Source organism: Paraflavitalea devenefica (assembly GCF_011759375.1).
GTDB classification, from domain to species: Bacteria; Bacteroidota; Bacteroidia; order Chitinophagales; family Chitinophagaceae; genus Paraflavitalea; species Paraflavitalea devenefica.
In genome coordinates this window covers 2,027,132-2,044,052 of the sequence record NZ_JAARML010000002.1, presented here as the reverse complement: position 1 = coordinate 2,044,052, position 16,921 = coordinate 2,027,132, and the positions used below count along the sequence as shown (strand labels likewise).

The following is a 16,921-nucleotide window of genomic DNA, read 5'->3' as shown; positions in this document are numbered from 1 at the left end:
GGCTTTATTATTATTCCCATTATCAGAAACAAGAAACCGGATTCTGTATTACTTTTGCGCCATTCGTTTAAAAAAAGCAAGCAACAGACATTATTATGGAACTATCAACCAGATTGACGTGGTTCAACGAACCGGAGACGCTGAAAATGGCAAAACTCGGTCGTGAGCTCAGGGCTAAAGGCGTAGATGTTATTGATCTTAGTTTGGGAGAACCCGATTTCGATACGCCTCAGCACATTAAGGATGCAGCCAAGAAAGCCATTGATGACAATTACAGCCATTACACCCCCGTAGCTGGTTATCCCGACCTGCGTGAAGCGGTGTGCGTGAAATTGAAGCGCGATAATAACCTTGACTATAAGCCTGAGAACATTATCGCTTCCACCGGCGCCAAACAAAGTCTGGCCAATGCTGTATGGTCAGTAGTTAGCCCCGGCGACGAAGTAGTGATCCCTACCCCCTATTGGGTTACTTACTCTGAAATTGTGAAGCTGGGTGAAGGTGTGGTAAAGCTGGTAACTACTTCTATCGACAATAAATATAAGATCACGCCTGCTGAACTGGAAGCAGCCTTAACAGAGAAGACCCGCCTGTTCATGTTCTCTTCTCCCTGTAACCCCAGCGGTTCTGTATACAGCAAGAAAGAACTGGAAGGATTGGCCGAAGTATTCCGTAAGTATCCCAAGGTATTCATCCTCTCTGATGAGATCTATGAGTACATCAATTTCATAGGCAAACATGAGAGCATTGCGCAGTTTGCAGACCTGAAAGACCGCGTGATCATTGTGAACGGCCTGAGTAAAGGTTTTGCCATGACAGGTTACCGCCTGGGTGTGGTGGCTGCTCATCCGGATATCGTAAAAGCCTGTGAGAAATTACAGGGTCAGCTTACCAGCGGCACCAACAGCATTACCCAACGCGCGGCCATTGTAGCCTTTACCGGCGACCTGCGCCCCTCCCAGGAAATGAATAAAGAATTTGAGCGCCGTAAGAAGCGTGTGATAGAGATCATGAACAGCATTCCCGGACTGAAGTATGCTGAACCGGATGGTGCGTTTTACGTATTCCCCACCGTTAGCCAGTACTTTGGCAAAAACGATGGCGAAGAAACGATCAAGGATGCCGATGACCTTTGCATGTACCTGCTGAATAAAGCGCATGTAAGTACCGTAACAGGTCGTGCTTTTGGTGAGCCTACCTGTATCCGTATTTCTTTTGCCAACAGCATGGAGAAGATCGAAGAAGCCTGGAAGCGGATCATTGCAGCACTGGGAAAACTGAAATAGAGGTCCAGCATTCAGCATCCAGCATCCAGCATTCAGCATGTTGGGATTCTAAGAACAGGACTAAATAACAGTTACTGATAATTTGAATAGCAAGCCGGGTGAGAGCCCGGCTTTTGTTTTTTACCGTACATCCAGACCGCCTCTTTTTTCGTATCTTCGTTAAAGTTTAACCAATGTCTATCTTGAAACATCCACTACTATATGTAGGATCGAAAGGAGAAAAAACACTCTACACCCTGTTTGACAGCGGGGCAAATCTCTCTTGCATTAATCCCGAGTTTGTAAACGAATTAACCGAAGCTCAACCCTTGGGCAGGATTAGAAAAATCGCTACAGCCAGTGAGGCACATTATATTGAAGTAAAAGAAGTGGTACGACTGGACTTTTACATTGATGATGTTTTACTAAGTGATGAATTCCTGGTTGTCCCGGGATTAAGTGAGGAAATAATTATAGGAGCAGCCACCTTACAAAAATGGCGCATCAAACTCAACTTTGAGGATGACCAGGTTGAGGTAGATCCCAAAGTAGCAAAAATGCAATTGATATAAAGATAAAGCCGGGTGAATGCCCGGCTTTTGTTTTTCGACCTGCTGTGAGCTTCCTTTCCCTGTATCACCGCCGCTCTGCTGCTGTATCAAAAGCGAACAAGGTGGTTCCTATTGTTATCCCAAACAGCCTGGCTTTCAGCATCTTTAGCAATTGGCATATTTTTACGGAAAGAGCGTATCATCTTTTGCCCATGATCAAGAACTATTTCAAAACCGCCTGGCGGAACCTGTTCCGCAATAAAGCATTTTCTGCTATCAATATATCGGGCCTGGCATTGGGAATGACCTGCAGCCTGCTGATCTTATTGTGGGTGCAGGATGAACGCAACGTAGATGGATTTCATACAAACAATAAGCAATTATACCAGGTATATGAGCGCCAGTATGCCAACGGTACGGTAGACGCTTCGTATATTACACAAGGACTGTTGGCTGAAGAACTTAAAAAACAGGTTCCTGAAATACAATATGCCAGTAGCCTGGATTGGAATATGCCTTATACGCTTGAGGCGGGCAACAAGATCAATAAGATGGAGGGCAACTATGCCGGAGCCGATTTCTTCAGCATGTTTAGTTACCGCCTGTTGCAGGGCACCCCTCAAACAGCCCTGAATTCACCGGAAGCAATAGCCATTTCCCGGAACGCGGCTATGTATTTCTTTGGAAGCCCTGAAAAGGCCATCGGGCAAACGATTCGTTATGAAAACAAAACAGACCTGCAGGTAAAGGCCGTTTTTGAAAATATGCCCACCAATTCTTCTGTCCGGTTTGACTTCCTGAGAAGCTGGCAGGCGTATGTGAAAGAAAACGATTGGGTAAATAACTGGAGCAATTTTAACCCCTCTACTTTTATACAACTTCGCGCAGATGCCAATCCCGTTGCCACCGCATCAAAGATCAAAGATTTCATTCACCGGTATATTCCCGCCAACGGGAACGTTCGTTATGAATTGGGACTTCAACCCTACAGCGAAAAATACCTGCATGCCAATTTCAGCAATGGTCAGCCGGCCGGCGGCCGCATAGAATATGTACAATTGTTAACCTTAGTGGCCGTCTTCATCCTGCTCATTGCCTGTATCAATTTCATGAACCTGGCCACCGCCCGTTCCGCCAAGCGGGCTAAGGAGGTGGGTGTACGGAAAGTGGTCGGTGCATTCCGCAGCACGCTAATAGGACAATTTATTGGAGAGGCCATGCTGGTTACCGCTTTCGCTGTTATCATAGCTGTTGTCCTCACTGACATGCTATTGCCGGCATTTAATGCGCTCACCGGAAAACAACTGCTGCTGCCTTTAACACAACCCGTTTTTTGGGGCGCCTTGTTGGCACTGCTCATTATAACAAGTTTTGTGGCGGGTAGTTATCCGGCCCTGTTCCTGTCGTCACTAAACCCTATCCACGTTTTAAAAGGAAGTTTAAAATTCAGTCCGGGTGCTGCCTTTTTCAGAAAAGGGTTGGTGGTGTTGCAATTTGCCCTTTCTACGATACTGATGGTGGGTATGATCGTTATATACCGCCAGATGGAGTATGCACAATCAAAGAACCTCGGATATGACCGGGAGAACCTGGTATATATTCCACTTGAAGGCGACCTCGCAAAGAACTATTCCGTTTTCAAAGATGAAGCCGGGAAACTGCCAGGTGCACTGAATATTACCAAGATGCGGGAAACGCCTACTGTTATTGCGCATCATATTGGTGATGTGAGCTGGCCGGGTAAAGATCCCAACCTGGTCACTTCCATTGCAGATGCTATAGTAGGATATGATTTTGTAAAAACCATGAACCTGGAGCTGGTGGAAGGCCATGATTTCATGAAAGGTGTTGCCACTGATTCCACAGGATTCCTGCTGAATGAAATGGCCATACAAAAGATGGGGCTTAAAGATCCGGTGGGCCAAACGATAACATGGGGCGAACGCAAAGGTATGATCATTGGCGTACTGAAAGACTTTCACTTTAATTCTATGCACCAGGCTATAGAGCCGCTGGTGATCAGGCTGCGGGAAGAACAACCCTGGGGCACCATCCTGGTGCGCATCAAGGCAGGCAGTACTCAACAAACCCTGGCGGGCCTGGAAAAGTTATGCCATTCCCTGAATCCCCAATTCCCTTTCACGTACCAGTTTGCCGACCTGGAATATGATAAGCTATATAAGAGCGAGCAGGTGATCAGTAAGCTATCCAATTACTTTGCCTTTTTGGCCATCTTTATTTCCTGCCTGGGCTTATTTGGCCTGGCCGCCTTCACGGCTGAACAACGTACCAAAGAGATTGGCGTACGCAAAGTATTAGGTGCTTCTGTACCGGATATCATTGTATTGCTATCCGTGAATTTCCTGAAGCCGGTAGCCATTGCCATCCTGGTAGCCTTCCCCATATCCCGTTATTTAATGAACCGCTGGCTGCAGGACTTTGCCTATAAGGTCAGTATTGAGTGGTGGATCTTTGCGCTGACAGGACTGCTGACTATTGGTATTGCCCTGCTGACAGTAAGCTTCCAAAGTATCAATGCGGCTTTTACCAATCCTGTGAAGAGCCTGAGGAGTGAGTAAAATATATTTAAGGACAGCAAGGAGTATCCTTTCGCCGCCACTGTAAAATGTAAGCGATAAAAATTACAGCACCCTGAAGAAAGAAGGGGTAGATAATGTTAGTAAGACTTACCAACAAACGCTGCAATGATTGAACTGCAATAACAAGAGGTATACATTTTACACCGAAAAAGAAGTACCGCACCCACAGGTTTTGCTGGCATTGGGATTGGTAAAGGAGAAGCCACGGGCATTGAGGCCATCCTGCCAGTCTATCTGCATGCCCATGAGGTACATGCCGTGTGATTTATTCATGATAAAGGTCAACCCATCCACTTCATATTGTTCATCGTTTTCCTGCCGGTCGTCGAAGCCCAACACATAGCTCAGGCCGGAGCAGCCACCGCCTTTTACGCCTATCCGCAGGTATTTGCTGGTATCGAAACCGGGGTCACTCATCAGGCGGGTCAGCTCTTTTTGGGCATTGGGCGTAAACTGTACAGGCGATACGGAGGCTATTTCCATTACACAATATTTGCCCCAAAAATACAGAGAATAGCAGGAACTGTCAATGCCTCAACAAACAATTGACAATCATGCTGCCCGGCAGACTATAACCACCCCAAAAACCGTTAGAGGGAACCAAAAACCATTTCACTACATTTGTTGACTTAAAAATCTAACCCGCATGTCACTTTCCTTGAATGAACTTATATGGCAGCTTATTATAGCCCTCACATTAGGAGGCACCCTGGCCTATTTGTTCTGGAAACAACGCAAAGAGGCCAAACAAGCCCTGGCAGCCCGGCAGAAGGCTGACAAACAGGAAGCAACGGCCCCCACCAACACCAAGCAGATGCAGTTGCAGGCCTATGAACGGCTGATCCTGCTCACCGACCGGATCGCCCTGCCCAACCTCATCAGCCGGTTGAATGCGCCCGACCTGAGCGCCCGGGATATGCAGGCCATACTGATCCAGAATATCAAGGGAGAATTTGAATACAATGTTACCCAGCAGATGTATGTCACCCAGGAAGCCTGGGAAGCTGTGCGCAACCTGAAGGACCAGAATATGCTGATCGTAAACCAGATCACCTCCTTTTTACCGCCAGAAGCCACCGCACAGGACCTTAACCGCAGCATCCTGGAAATGCTGATGCAAAATCCCAAAGCATCTTTACATTCCATTGTGTCCGATGCCTTAAGCTATGAAGCCCGTAAACTGATGGCTTAATGAAGCCCATGCCGGAAATTTGACCTTAACAGTGTTGCTTATGCCTGAAAAAAAGATCTTTACAGACAGCGGAATTGAGATCCATGAGTTGTATGACGCCCGTCGTGTACAAGGGTTCCCTCCCCTGCCCCCGCCCGGCGATTTTCCCTTTACCCGCGGCGTGCAGCCGGATATGTACCGGGGAAAGCTGTGGACGATGCGGCAGTATGCCGGTTTCAGCACTGCAGAAGAAAGTAATAAACGGTACCACTATCTGTTATCGCAGGGTGTAATGGGCCTGAGCGTGGCATTTGACCTGCCCACACAGATCGGGTACGACAGCGACCACCCGCTGGCTGAAGGAGAAGTGGGAAAAGTAGGCGTGGCTATTGACAGCCTGGAAGATATGCAGACGCTCTTTAAAGGCATTAAGCTGGAAGACGTGTCGACCTCCATGACCATCAATGCTACCGGTTTTATCCTCCTGAGCTTATATGTAGCCTTGGCCAAACAACAGGGCGCCGACCTGAAGAAGATCTCCGGCACTATACAGAATGATATCCTGAAGGAGTATGCTGCAAGGGGTACTTATATTTACCCGCCCAAGCCTTCCATGCGCATCATCACCGATATTTTTGAATGGTGCAGTCATGAGTTGCCCAAGTGGAATACGATCTCCATTTCCGGTTACCATATCCGCGAGGCCGGCAGTACGGCCGTACAGGAAATTGCTTTTACCCTCAGCAATGGTAAGGCCTATGTAAAAGCAGCCCTGGAAAAAGGGCTTGATATTAATGTATTTGGCAAGCGCCTCTCTTTCTTTTTCAATGCGCACAATAATTTGTTTGAAGAGGTGGCCAAGTTCCGCGCTGCCCGCAGTATGTGGGCAGTGATGATGAAGGAACTGGGCGCCACAGACCCCAAGGCCATGATGCTGCGCTTCCATACCCAAACGGGCGGCAGCACCCTCACGGCCCAACAACCACTCAACAATATATCGCGCGTTACGATTCAAACCCTGGCCGCTGTATTGGGCGGCACACAATCCCTGCACACCAATGGCTATGATGAAGCACTGAGCCTGCCTACAGAAGAAGCCGCCCGTATTGCCCTGCGCACGCAGCAGATCGTGGCATTTGAAAGTGGCGCCGCAGATACCGTTGACCCGTTGGCCGGCTCTTATTTTGTAGAGTCCCTCACCCGGCAGGTAGAAGAAGAAGCCTGGAAACTGATCAGTAAGATAGATGCCATGGGCGGCAGTGTATCGGCCATTGAACAGGGATTTATACAGGATGAGATTGCCCGCAGCGCTTATGATCACCAGCGACAGGTAGAACGCAATGAAAAGATCATTGTGGGAGTGAATAAGTTCCAGGTAACAGACACCAATACGGTCCCTCCCTTTAAAATAGACGACTCCATCCGCCAGGTGCAAAGTGATAAACTGGCTATCCTCCGCCGGCAACGTGACCACGCCAAGTGCGATCAGTTGCTGCAATTACTAGCCGATAAAGCAGGCAGTGATGAAAACATTATGCCTACTGTTATTGAAGCGGTAGAGCAGAAATGTACGCTGGGTGAGATTGCAGATACCTTGCGGGAGGTGTACGGGGAATATAAGTAACTTCGTTCCATGTACTCAGCCACCACAGTTGGTTCCAATAAAGATCTGGAACAAATACTTCAATTGCAGCGTCAGAACCTGAAACAGTTCATCAGCCAGGAAGAAAAGAACGCGCAGGGCTTCCTCACCATGCAGTTTAACCTGCCCATGCTGCAACAACTGCATGCCATTGCCCCCAGCATTATTATTAAGCAGGCAGATGAAGTAGTAGCCTATGCCATGACGGTAACGCTGGAAGGCCGCCAGGCTTATCCCGACCTGGAGCCTATGTTCGTGAATTTTGAGAAACTACAATGGCAGGGGAAGCCTTTGTACGATCACCGCTTTTATGTAATGGGACAGATCTGTGTTTCCAAGGCACACCGGGCCAAAGGATTAGTTGACATGTTGTATCAACACCACAAAGTGGTGTATAGCCCGCACTACGATTTTATTATTACAGAAATTTCTACTTCGAATTACCGGTCACTGCAGGCGCATAAGCGGGTTGGCTTTGAGATCATTCATACGTATGAAGACTTTATGGACAACTGGAATGTGGTGGTATGGGATTGGCGGTAACGATTATTTCGATATATTGGAGGATAAACAATCCGTCAATGCGTTTACCAGCCAAACTAACCTGTCTTTTACTGCTTTTATCTACTGCAACCAGTTTTGCACAGCAACCTGTATCAACCCTCATTGAACAGAAAGCCAGCGCTATTTTACCCAAGCTGATCGAATGGAGACGGTACCTGCATGAACACCCGGAGCTCTCCAACCGGGAGTACAAAACAGCGGAATATGTAGCGACTCATCTAAAAGCATTGGGACTGGAAGTGCAAACGGGCGTGGCCAAGACCGGCATTGTGGCCATCCTCCGTGGCGGCAAGCCCGGACCGGTAGTAGCCCTGCGGGCAGATATGGATGCATTACCCGTACAGGAGCGTGTAAACATTCCCTTTAAATCAACTGTTATGGCCGACTACCTGGGCCAAACGGTGCCCGTGATGCATGCCTGTGGCCATGACAGCCATGTAGCCATGCTGATGGGTACAGCAGAAGTACTAGCCGGCATGAAGAAAGACGTGCCCGGCATCGTCAAGTTCTTTTTCCAGCCGGCAGAAGAAGGTCCTCCCGGCAATGAAGAAGGCGGCGCACCGCTCATGGTAAAGGAAGGCGTGATGGACAACCCCAAAGTAGATGCAGTATTTGGGATGCATATTGAATCAGATATTGAAGTGGGCAAGTTTGAGTATAAGCCCGGCGCATTTATGGCTTCCTCCGACTGGTTTACCATCAAAGTAAAAGGCAAACAATCCCACGGTTCACAGCCCTGGAAAGGAATAGACCCTATTGTAGTATCCACGGAGATCATCAGCACCCTGCAAACCATTGTAAGCCGTCAGTCTGAACTCACCAAAGCTCCTGTAGTGATTACCGTGGGTAAATTCCACAGTGGCGTACGTCCCAATATTATCCCGGAAGAAGCTGTACTGGAAGGCACGATACGCACGCTGGACAGCAAGATGCAACAAGAAACGCATGAACGCATCCGCAAGGTGGCTACTACCGTAGCAGAAGCCATGGGCGCCACTGCCGAAGTAACCATTGATACCAAAACGCTGGTCACCTATAATGAACCGGAACTGGTGAAGATGATGGTGCCTTCCCTCGAAACAGCCGCCGGTAAAAGCAATGTGACCGAACGGGAATGGGTAACTGGTGCAGAGGACTTCTCTTATTTTGGCACTAAGGCCCCTTCTTTCTTTATTTATATTGGCGGTATGCCCAAGGGCACTGATAAGTCCAAAGCCCCACCCCATCACACGCCTGACTTTTATATTGATGACAGCCGGCTGGACCTGGGCGTGAAAGGGTTCTGCCAACTGGTATTCGATTATGCCAAACTGAAAGCAGGCGGCGACAATAAAACCAATACTAAAAAAGGATTCTAACTATAACACATTGAATATAAAAGGCCGCGCCACAATTGTATGGTGCGGCCTTTGCTTTGATGCAAACACATAATATTCCGGTAATATTGGCGAACTATTTTTGTAAAAGAGTTCTTTATGATAATTGATGAAACCCTGTTGTGGAGTAAGCTGGAAAGCTACTCCCCCGACAACCCCAACGATGCACTTACCTTTTCGCAACGTTTAGCCCGGGAAAATGGATGGCCACCTTTCTTTACTGAAAGAGTTGTTACGGAGTACAAAAAGTTCCTTTTCCTGTGTATGATCAGTCCCCACCCCGTAACGCCCTCCGATGAAGTAGACCAGGCCTGGCACCTTCACCTTGTGTACACCAAATCCTACTGGAACGACCTCTGCAAGAACATTCTCGGAAAAGACCTCCACCACACTCCCACCGAAGGCGGCCCCGCCGAAAGAGACAAGTTCATCAGCTACTACGAATCTACCTTACAACTTTACCGCGACAAGTTTGGCTACGCACCTCCCGATGATATCTGGCCACCTGCTAACAAACGTTTTGGCGATATTGATTTTGTAAGGGCCAACACACAAACCCACTGGCTCGTTCCCAAGAAATCCTGGCACAAAAACATCAGCGCTTTCCTACTAATCATAACTGGTTTACTGGTAAGTGTGATCAGCTCCAATTATGCTTTCCTTGTCATATTCGGTATATCAGGATTGATTGTATTCGCACAAGGCACACAATCAGGATCAGGAAGAGGTCAAAACACAAGTGGAGGATGTGGCGGTGGCTGTGGAGGCGATAGTGGCTGTAATGCCGATGGTGGTTGCAGTGGCGGATGCAGCGGTTGTGGAGGCGGCTGCGGTGGTGGTGGTGATTAGAAACTGGTTACTGGTTACAAGTTGCCGGTTGCAGGCAATAAAAAAAGTCAAGCTGATGTACACAGCCTGACTTTAAATCGTTATCCTGTTTAATCCATTTAATCTTTTAGATCCTGGAGCTGTTCGTCGCTCAGCCTTTCTTCTGCTCTTTGGCCCAGGCGTCTTTGAGCGTCACCGTGCGGTTAAATACCATCCTTTCTTCCGACGTATCCTTATCCAGGCAGAAGTACCCTTTGCGCAGGAACTGGTAACGTTCATCAAAGCGGGCGGTTCTTAAAGCCGGCTCTGCAAAGGCAGCACCAATGACCTTTAAGGAATCGGGATTGATGTAATCCTTAAAGTCACCTTCTTCATTGGAAGGGTCTTCCACTTTGAACAGGCGGTCATATTCCCTTATCTCCACACTGATGGCCTGCGCTACGCTTACCCAATGCAGGGTGCCTTGTACTTTAATGCCAGAAGTATCGGAACCACTTTTACTTTCGGGGATATAAGTGCATTTCAGCTCTGTTATATTGCCATTGGCATCTTTGATCACTTCCTCACAACGGATGATGTAAGCGCTTTTCAGGCGCACCACTTGCCCGGGCGCCAGTCTGAAGAACTTTTTGGGAGGGTTCTCCAAAAAGTCTTCCCGCTCTATATATAATTCCCGGCTGAAAGGCACATCACGATGCCCTGCTGCCGCATCTTCCGGGTTGTCCTCACTCTTGAGCATTTCCACCTCCCCTTCGGGGAAGTTGGTGATGGTCACTTTCAGGGGATCGAATACCACCATGCGGCGCTGTGCGATCTTATTGAGATGCTCGCGGATGCAGAATTCCAGCAGGGAGTATTCAATGATGTTATCCCGCTTGGCCACTCCTACCCGCTCACAGAAATCACGGATGGACTCCGGCGTGTATCCTCTTCTGCGGAAACCGCTGATCGTAGGCATACGGGGATCATCCCAGGCTGTAACATGCTTTTCATTCACCAGTTGTTTCAGTTTGCGCTTGCTCATTACAGTGTAATTGAGGTTGAGGCGTGCAAACTCATATTGATGCGAGGGGAATATTTCCAATTCCCGGATCATCCAGTCATACAAAGGGCGGTGGGGAATGAATTCCAGCGTACAGATGGAATGGGTAATATGCTCAATGGAATCGCTCTGTCCATGTGCAAAATCGTACATGGGATAGATGCACCAGGCATCACCCGTGCGGTGGTGCTCGGCATGCTTAATGCGGTACAGGATAGGATCGCGCATGTGCATGTTGGGCGATGTCATATCAATCTTTGCCCGCAATACTTTTTTGCCATCCTCGTATTTACCATTGCGCATTTCTTCAAACAGGCGCAGGTTTTCTTCTACGCTTCTTTCAGCGTATTGATTCCTTGCACCCGGCATTGTATGCGTTCCTTTCTGGGCAGCGATCTCCTCGCTGGTAGAATCATCCACATAGGCCAACCCTTTCTTTATCAGTTTTACGGCAAAGCCATATAACTGTTCAAAGTAATCAGAAGCATATAGTTCATTAGCCCATTGGAAACCGAGCCACTGGACATCGGATTTGATGCTGTCCACATATTCTGTGTCTTCGGTAATGGGGTTGGTGTCATCAAAACGGAGGTTGGTCTTTCCGCCATATTTAAGCGTTAAACCAAAGTTGAGGCAGATGCTTTTGGCATGCCCAATGTGCAGGTAGCCATTCGGCTCCGGCGGAAAACGGGTAGTGATGGATTTGTATTTGCCCGCCTTCAGGTCCTCCTCAATGATCTCCTCGATAAAATTGAGGCTTTTTTCTTCTGCTTTTTTAATCTCAGTCATGGTACCTTTCTTTTACGAATATGCCACGGTCTAACGACGTCCGTGGCATATGGTAACCGCAAATTTACGTATTATTTCTGATCCGCAGAGTCCCCTCCGGGAGACTCTGCGCGGAATAAGACATTCCTAGCTTATCTTTTCAGCAGACGGTTCTGCGTGAGCTGCCGGAGCACGGCTTCCCGCTCTGTACGGCTGATGGGAATATGGTGTGGGCCGATCTTGATGTCGTTGCCTTCAATGCTTTCTACTTTGGCGGCAGCCACAATGAAGGATTTATGGGTGCGTACAAAACGGCCTTCCGGCAGGTATTCCTCAATACTGCGGAAGGTGAGGTAGGTTATATATTTCTTTTCTGTGGTATGTACAGCCACGTAGTTCTGCAGGGCTTCTACAAACAGTATTTCATCGTACCTGATCTTGATCAGCTTATTGTCGCTTTTAATGAAGAAGTAATCCGGCTCTGCAGTGGTACTGCCGGCCGGCTGCATGCCTGTTTCCCGCAGGCTCCTGGCTTTCATGACCGCCTTCCAGAAACGCTCAAAGGAAAAGGGCTTCAGGAGGTAATCAATGGCATTGAGTTCAAAACCTTCCACCGCATATTGCGGGTAGGCCGTGGTAAAGATCACCAGCGGAGGTTGTGCCAGTGTTTTCAGGAATTCCAGTCCCGTCATGCGGGGCATCTGTATATCGAGGAAAATAAGGTCAATCTTTTGCTGCATCAGGGTGTCCGTCGCCTTCATGGGATTATCAAAAGCCCCTGCCAGTTGCAGGAAATCCACGTCCTGGATGTACTCGGTCAATCCCTGGCGGGCCAACGGCTCATCATCTATGATTATGCATTGCAGCATCATGACAAATGGAGGTTTAACGCTACTTTAAAGGTAGCATCATTATTATCGATTTGCAATTCATATTTCTGCGGGTACAGCAGTTCCAGCCTGCGTTTTACATTGCTGAGGCCAATACCGCCCGGCGGCTCGGTAGAGCGGTGAAGGCTTTCTTTTGAATTCTCGACCGTAAACAGGAAACTACCATTTTGCCGGGCCATGTTTACCTGCACAAAGTTGCGCTGATTGCTGTGGTGAGAGATATGTTTAAAAGCATTTTCCACAAAAGGAATGAGCAGCAACGGCGTAATACGGAATCCCCGCACTTCCTCGCCCACCTGTACATTCACTTCATAGTTGTTGTCTTTGCGCAGTTGTTGCAAACGGATAAAATCCTGCAGGTAGGCTACTTCCTTTTCAATTTCTATGCTGTCTGAATTGCAATCGTACAACTGGTACCGCAGCAGGTCGGAGAATTGGAGCAGCGTTTGCCGGGCAGTAGTATTCTGCTTGTCGATCAGGAAATAAACAGCATTGAGTGAATTGAACAGGAAGTGCGGATTGATCTGCGACTTCAGGAAGTTCAGTTCAGCTTCAGCCTTTTCTTTAGACACCTCCCCCAGCCTGCGCTGCGCGCGGGCATAATCCATCAGCAGCTTAAAAGCAGCACCGGTACTCACCAGCAGGATATGGGGAATCACATTATCATAAAAACGGCCTTTAAAATTGTTGAAGAATAAAGAATGGCGGTTCATGATCTGCCCCTCCAGGTACATTTTCAAAAAGCTGAAGCCGGTAACGATCAACAGAAAGGTAATTCCAAAAAGAACATATTGCTTTTTGTACAAGAGCCGGGGAATAAGCAGGTAATTGGTAATGTAGACCATAAGAGCAAGGTCTACCACTTTCAGGCCGGTGATCAGCCAGCCTGTATCGCGGGGGTAATCCTGGTAACGGAAAAAATGCCAGCCGCCAAATAGCACCAGCCAGCCCAGCAGGTGGTCCAGTTTATAGCGTCTGAATATGGATTGCTTGTTCATACCCCAAAATAAATATACAAAAACCAGCGGGTATTTTTTCTTACACCTGCTGTCCGATCTGCTACACGAAATGCCGGTTATATCCCATTCATCCAGTAATACCTGCAAGATGTGTAAGATTTTTTACCCGGGCCTGCTATTATTGTCACTTTGTAGTGTAATAACCAATCAAAACTGTTCAATATGAAAATGCTCTTCTATTTACCGGCATTGTTGCTATTGGCGCTTACCGGCTGCGCGCAAGGCAATCCGCGCGGCACCTTTGGTGCGCCTTGTGAAGGGTGTGAAGCCATTTTTGAAAGTCCTGTTCCTTTTGATCAGTTGAACTGGGTGGATACCTTGCCCGACTTTAATGACAAAGGTCCCAAGTTGCTGATCACCGGTACGGTGTACCAGGTGGATGGCAAAACACCTGCATCCAATGTGGTCCTGTATGTATACCATACCGACCAGACAGGTGTATACCCTACTAAAGGCGATGAAAAAGGCTGGGGCAAACGGCATGGTTATCTCCGTGGCTGGATACGCACCAATGAGAAAGGCCAATACGCATTTTATACGCTGAAACCAGCCTCCTATCCTAGCGGCAGAACGCCTGCCCATATCCACCCGGTGATCAAAGAGGCCGATAAGAATCCTTACTGGATTGATGAGTATTTGTTTGATGATGATCCGTTCCTCACTGCAGCAGAACGCAAACAGCAGCGGCAGTATGGCGGAAGTGGTATTCTCACGCTTACCAAGAAAGATGGAATGCTTACGGCCAAAAGGGACATTGTGCTTGGCCTGAATATTATCAATTACCCAAAAAACGAAGGGCTGTAGAAACAGCCCTTGTATTCATTAATCAATAACCTATGAAAAACACTATCTTTTTCCTTTAATACAATGTAAAGCTACTCTCCAAAGCGACCATTGCATAATCTATTCGACGTTTGTAAGAGAAACCCGGTTGAATGAACGAAAGGGAACGATTGTCTGTCTGAACCGGGATTTATTGGATTTGAAGGATTGGTGGGATTGGGCCGGAAATTAGTGTGAGACCTGACAGGTTTTAAGTCGCTATCTGCCATGTATTTTTTACGGTACGGAAGCGTATAAAACAAAAAAAGGCTGTAGAAACAGCCCTTAACCATTAATCAATAACCTATGAAAAACACTATCTTATATCCTTTTAACAGTAGTAAAAATACTGTCTGCGGTACGTACCCCATAATCTATTCGATGTTTGACCGCAAAAGGAAGGTGAAAGTGGTTTAAATGCCGATATCAGGGTTAGAAACGAGCCCCGAAAAGGAGGCTGCCCACCCTTACCATATTACTGCCACAGGCTATAGCTAATTGATAATCACTGCTCATACCCATGGAAAGGATAGGAAATGGTGAGTAGAGCGTGGTGAGTAGTGGATCAGAAACCGGGAGTTGGGCATTGGAAGCGGGGAAGTATTCATTAAAGAGACCTTTGAGGTATATGAATTCCTTTTGAAGCTGCTGCTCGTCTTCTGTAAAGGAGGCCATGCCCATGAGGCCCAGCACCTGTACATGCTGTAGCTGCCCCTTTTGCAGGATGTTCATGATATCTGCCAGTTCGGCTGCATCAAAGCCAAATTTGGTTTCTTCCTGCGCTATATGCACCTGCAGCAGGCAATGGATGACACGCAGGTTTTTAGCCGCCTGCTTTTCTATCTCCAATAGTAACTTATAGCTGTCCACACCATGAATAAGATGCACAAAAGGAGCAATGTATTTGACTTTATTGGATTGCAGGTGACCGATGAAATGCCAGCGGATATCCGGCGGTAATGATACCTGCTTTTCCACCAACTCCTGTACATAGTTCTCCCCAAAGTCGCGCTGACCAAGATCGTACAGGGCTTTGATGTCTTCTACCGGCTTTGTTTTGGAAACGGCCACAAGAGTTACTTCGCTACCTAATTCTTTTTTGATCGCATTATACTGTTCAATGTTCACTGCCATGAATGAAATCGTTGCTGGTTACAGGATGATGGCAGCAAAACTACTATTAAATTACTTTAGTATAGATCTGCTGATCACAATCCGCTGCACTTCGGAAGTACCTTCATAGATCTGGGTGATCTTGGCATCACGCATCAATCGTTCTACATGGTATTCCTTTACGTAGCCATAACCACCATGGATCTGTACCGCTTCTACAGCCACCCACATGGCGGTTTCGCTGGCAAATACTTTGGCCATGGAAGAGCTGAGGGCATAATCCTGAAGCTGGTCTTTTTCCCAGGCGGCTTTGAGGCATAATAACCGGGCGGCCTCAATGCGGGTCGCCATATCAGCCAGTTTGAACTGGATGGCCTGGTGATTCATGATCTCTTTACCAAAGGCTTTTCGCTCTTTGGAGTATTTAAGGGCCAGCTCATAAGCACCGCTGGCAATGCCCAATGCCTGGGAAGCAATGCCTATACGGCCGCCAGCCAGTGTTTTCATAGCAAAGGTGAACCCAAAACCTTCAGCGCCGATGCGGTTTTCTTTGGGCACTTTTACATCATTGAATAAGATACTATGGGTATCGCTGCCCCGGATGCCGAGTTTGTTTTCCTTGGCCCCTACTACTACACCCGGCCAGCTTTTCTCTACAATAAATGTATTAATGCCTTTACTGCCTTTGGCGGCATCTGTTTGCGCCATGACCAGGTATACAGAAGCGGAGGAGCCATTGGTGATCCAGTTCTTGGTGCCATTGAGTACATAGTGATCACCCTTGTCTTCTGCAGTCGTGCGCTGGGAAGTAGCGTCGCTGCCAGCCTCTGGCTCGCTCAGCAGGAAGGCGCCAATATAAAGTTCACCATCTTTGCGCCCCTGCGCCAGTGGTGTGAGGTATTTTTGTTTCTGTTCTTCTGTTCCATATGCTTCCAGTCCCCAGGTTACGAGGCTATTGTTCACGCTCATGCACACGCTTACGCTGGCATCTATTTTACTAATTTCTTCCATGGCCAATACATAGCTCATGGTATCCATGCCACTGCCGCCATATTGGGGGTCTACCATCATGCCCATAAAGCCCAGTTCGGCCAGCTTGAGGACCTGTTCTTTGGGGAATTTCTGGTGTTCATCTCTTTCGATAACACCGGGCAAACATTCCTGTTGGGCAAAATCCCTGGCTGCCTTGCGGATCATGAGGTGTTCTTCAGATAACTGGAATTGCATATGGCCTGTCTGTTTTTAGTTTAGGGACAAAAGTAATAGAATT

General features: G+C 47.7%; 15 protein-coding genes. 9 read left to right on the top strand and 6 right to left on the bottom strand.

All coding sequences use genetic code 11. From position 1 onward, the window contains the following. Positions 1-95 precede the first annotated feature (95 nt). The 3 genes from HB364_RS17540 to HB364_RS17530 all read left to right on the top strand — a co-directional run bounded on the left by HB364_RS17540 (position 96) and on the right by HB364_RS17530 (position 4,395). A complete protein-coding gene (locus HB364_RS17540; protein ID WP_167289511.1) occupies positions 96-1,286 on the top strand; it encodes a pyridoxal phosphate-dependent aminotransferase in 1,191 nt (396 codons plus the stop codon). Positions 1,287-1,459: 173 nt separating this feature from the next. Continuing rightward, complete coding sequence (locus HB364_RS17535; RefSeq protein WP_167289510.1) at positions 1,460-1,837, top strand: retropepsin-like aspartic protease; 378 nt, start codon at positions 1,460-1,462, stop codon at positions 1,835-1,837. 191 nt (positions 1,838-2,028) lie between these two features. Further along, on the top strand, positions 2,029-4,395 hold the full coding sequence (locus tag HB364_RS17530; protein WP_167289509.1) for an ABC transporter permease: 2,367 nt from the start codon (positions 2,029-2,031) through the stop codon (positions 4,393-4,395). 159 nt (positions 4,396-4,554) lie between these two features. On the opposite strand, the gene HB364_RS17525 is transcribed toward HB364_RS17530, so the two are convergent. Further along, on the bottom strand, positions 4,555-4,899 hold the full coding sequence (locus HB364_RS17525) for a HesB/IscA family protein (RefSeq protein ID WP_167289508.1): 345 nt from the start codon (positions 4,897-4,899) through the stop codon (positions 4,555-4,557). A 163-nt stretch (positions 4,900-5,062) separates the two neighbouring features. Between HB364_RS17525 and HB364_RS17520 the strand changes: the two genes are divergently transcribed. The 5 genes from HB364_RS17520 (at position 5,063) to HB364_RS32935 (ending at position 10,018) form a co-directional block, all read left to right on the top strand. Then, positions 5,063-5,608 (top strand): DUF7935 family protein, encoded by a 546-nt coding sequence (locus tag HB364_RS17520; protein WP_167289507.1) that lies wholly within the window; start codon positions 5,063-5,065, stop codon positions 5,606-5,608. A 40-nt stretch (positions 5,609-5,648) separates the two neighbouring features. Beyond that, the gene (locus tag HB364_RS17515; protein ID WP_167289506.1) at positions 5,649-7,211 is read left to right on the top strand and encodes an acyl-CoA mutase large subunit family protein; all 1,563 of its coding nucleotides are present in this window, start codon (positions 5,649-5,651) and stop codon (positions 7,209-7,211) included. A gap of 9 nt (positions 7,212-7,220) precedes the next feature. Next, positions 7,221-7,772 (top strand): GNAT family N-acetyltransferase, encoded by a 552-nt coding sequence (locus HB364_RS17510; protein WP_167289505.1) that lies wholly within the window; start codon positions 7,221-7,223, stop codon positions 7,770-7,772. Between the two features lie 38 nt (positions 7,773-7,810). Beyond that, positions 7,811-9,151, top strand: coding sequence for an amidohydrolase (locus HB364_RS17505; RefSeq protein WP_167289504.1), 1,341 nt, complete (start codon positions 7,811-7,813; stop codon positions 9,149-9,151). A gap of 117 nt (positions 9,152-9,268) precedes the next feature. Then, positions 9,269-10,018 carry a glycine-rich domain-containing protein gene (locus tag HB364_RS32935; RefSeq protein ID WP_208419982.1) on the top strand — a complete coding sequence of 250 codons (750 nt, stop codon included), beginning with the start codon at positions 9,269-9,271 and terminating at the stop codon, positions 10,016-10,018. A gap of 130 nt (positions 10,019-10,148) precedes the next feature. Here the strand turns inward: HB364_RS32935 and HB364_RS17495 are convergent, their stop codons facing one another. From HB364_RS17495 to HB364_RS17485, 3 genes are all read right to left on the bottom strand, one after another. After that, complete coding sequence (locus tag HB364_RS17495; RefSeq protein ID WP_167289503.1) at positions 10,149-11,828, bottom strand: glutamine--tRNA ligase/YqeY domain fusion protein; 1,680 nt, start codon at positions 11,826-11,828, stop codon at positions 10,149-10,151. A 131-nt stretch (positions 11,829-11,959) separates the two neighbouring features. Continuing rightward, complete coding sequence (locus tag HB364_RS17490) at positions 11,960-12,679, bottom strand: LytR/AlgR family response regulator transcription factor (RefSeq protein ID WP_246228515.1); 720 nt, start codon at positions 12,677-12,679, stop codon at positions 11,960-11,962. Next, positions 12,676-13,695 (bottom strand): sensor histidine kinase, encoded by a 1,020-nt coding sequence (locus HB364_RS17485; RefSeq protein WP_167289502.1) that lies wholly within the window; start codon positions 13,693-13,695, stop codon positions 12,676-12,678. Before HB364_RS17485 ends, HB364_RS17490 begins: the two co-directional genes overlap by 4 nt. A 183-nt stretch (positions 13,696-13,878) precedes the next feature. Here HB364_RS17485 and HB364_RS17480 point away from each other — a divergent pair, with 183 nt between their 5' ends. Next, positions 13,879-14,520 (top strand): dioxygenase family protein, encoded by a 642-nt coding sequence (locus HB364_RS17480; RefSeq protein WP_167289501.1) that lies wholly within the window; start codon positions 13,879-13,881, stop codon positions 14,518-14,520. Between the two features lie 450 nt (positions 14,521-14,970). Here HB364_RS17480 and HB364_RS17475 read toward each other — a convergent pair whose 3' ends face one another. Continuing rightward, a complete protein-coding gene (locus HB364_RS17475; RefSeq protein ID WP_167289500.1) occupies positions 14,971-15,672 on the bottom strand; it encodes a YggS family pyridoxal phosphate-dependent enzyme in 702 nt (233 codons plus the stop codon). A 51-nt stretch (positions 15,673-15,723) separates the two neighbouring features. Then, positions 15,724-16,878, bottom strand: coding sequence for an acyl-CoA dehydrogenase (locus HB364_RS17470; protein WP_167289499.1), 1,155 nt, complete (start codon positions 16,876-16,878; stop codon positions 15,724-15,726). Positions 16,879-16,921: the final 43 nt, after the last annotated feature.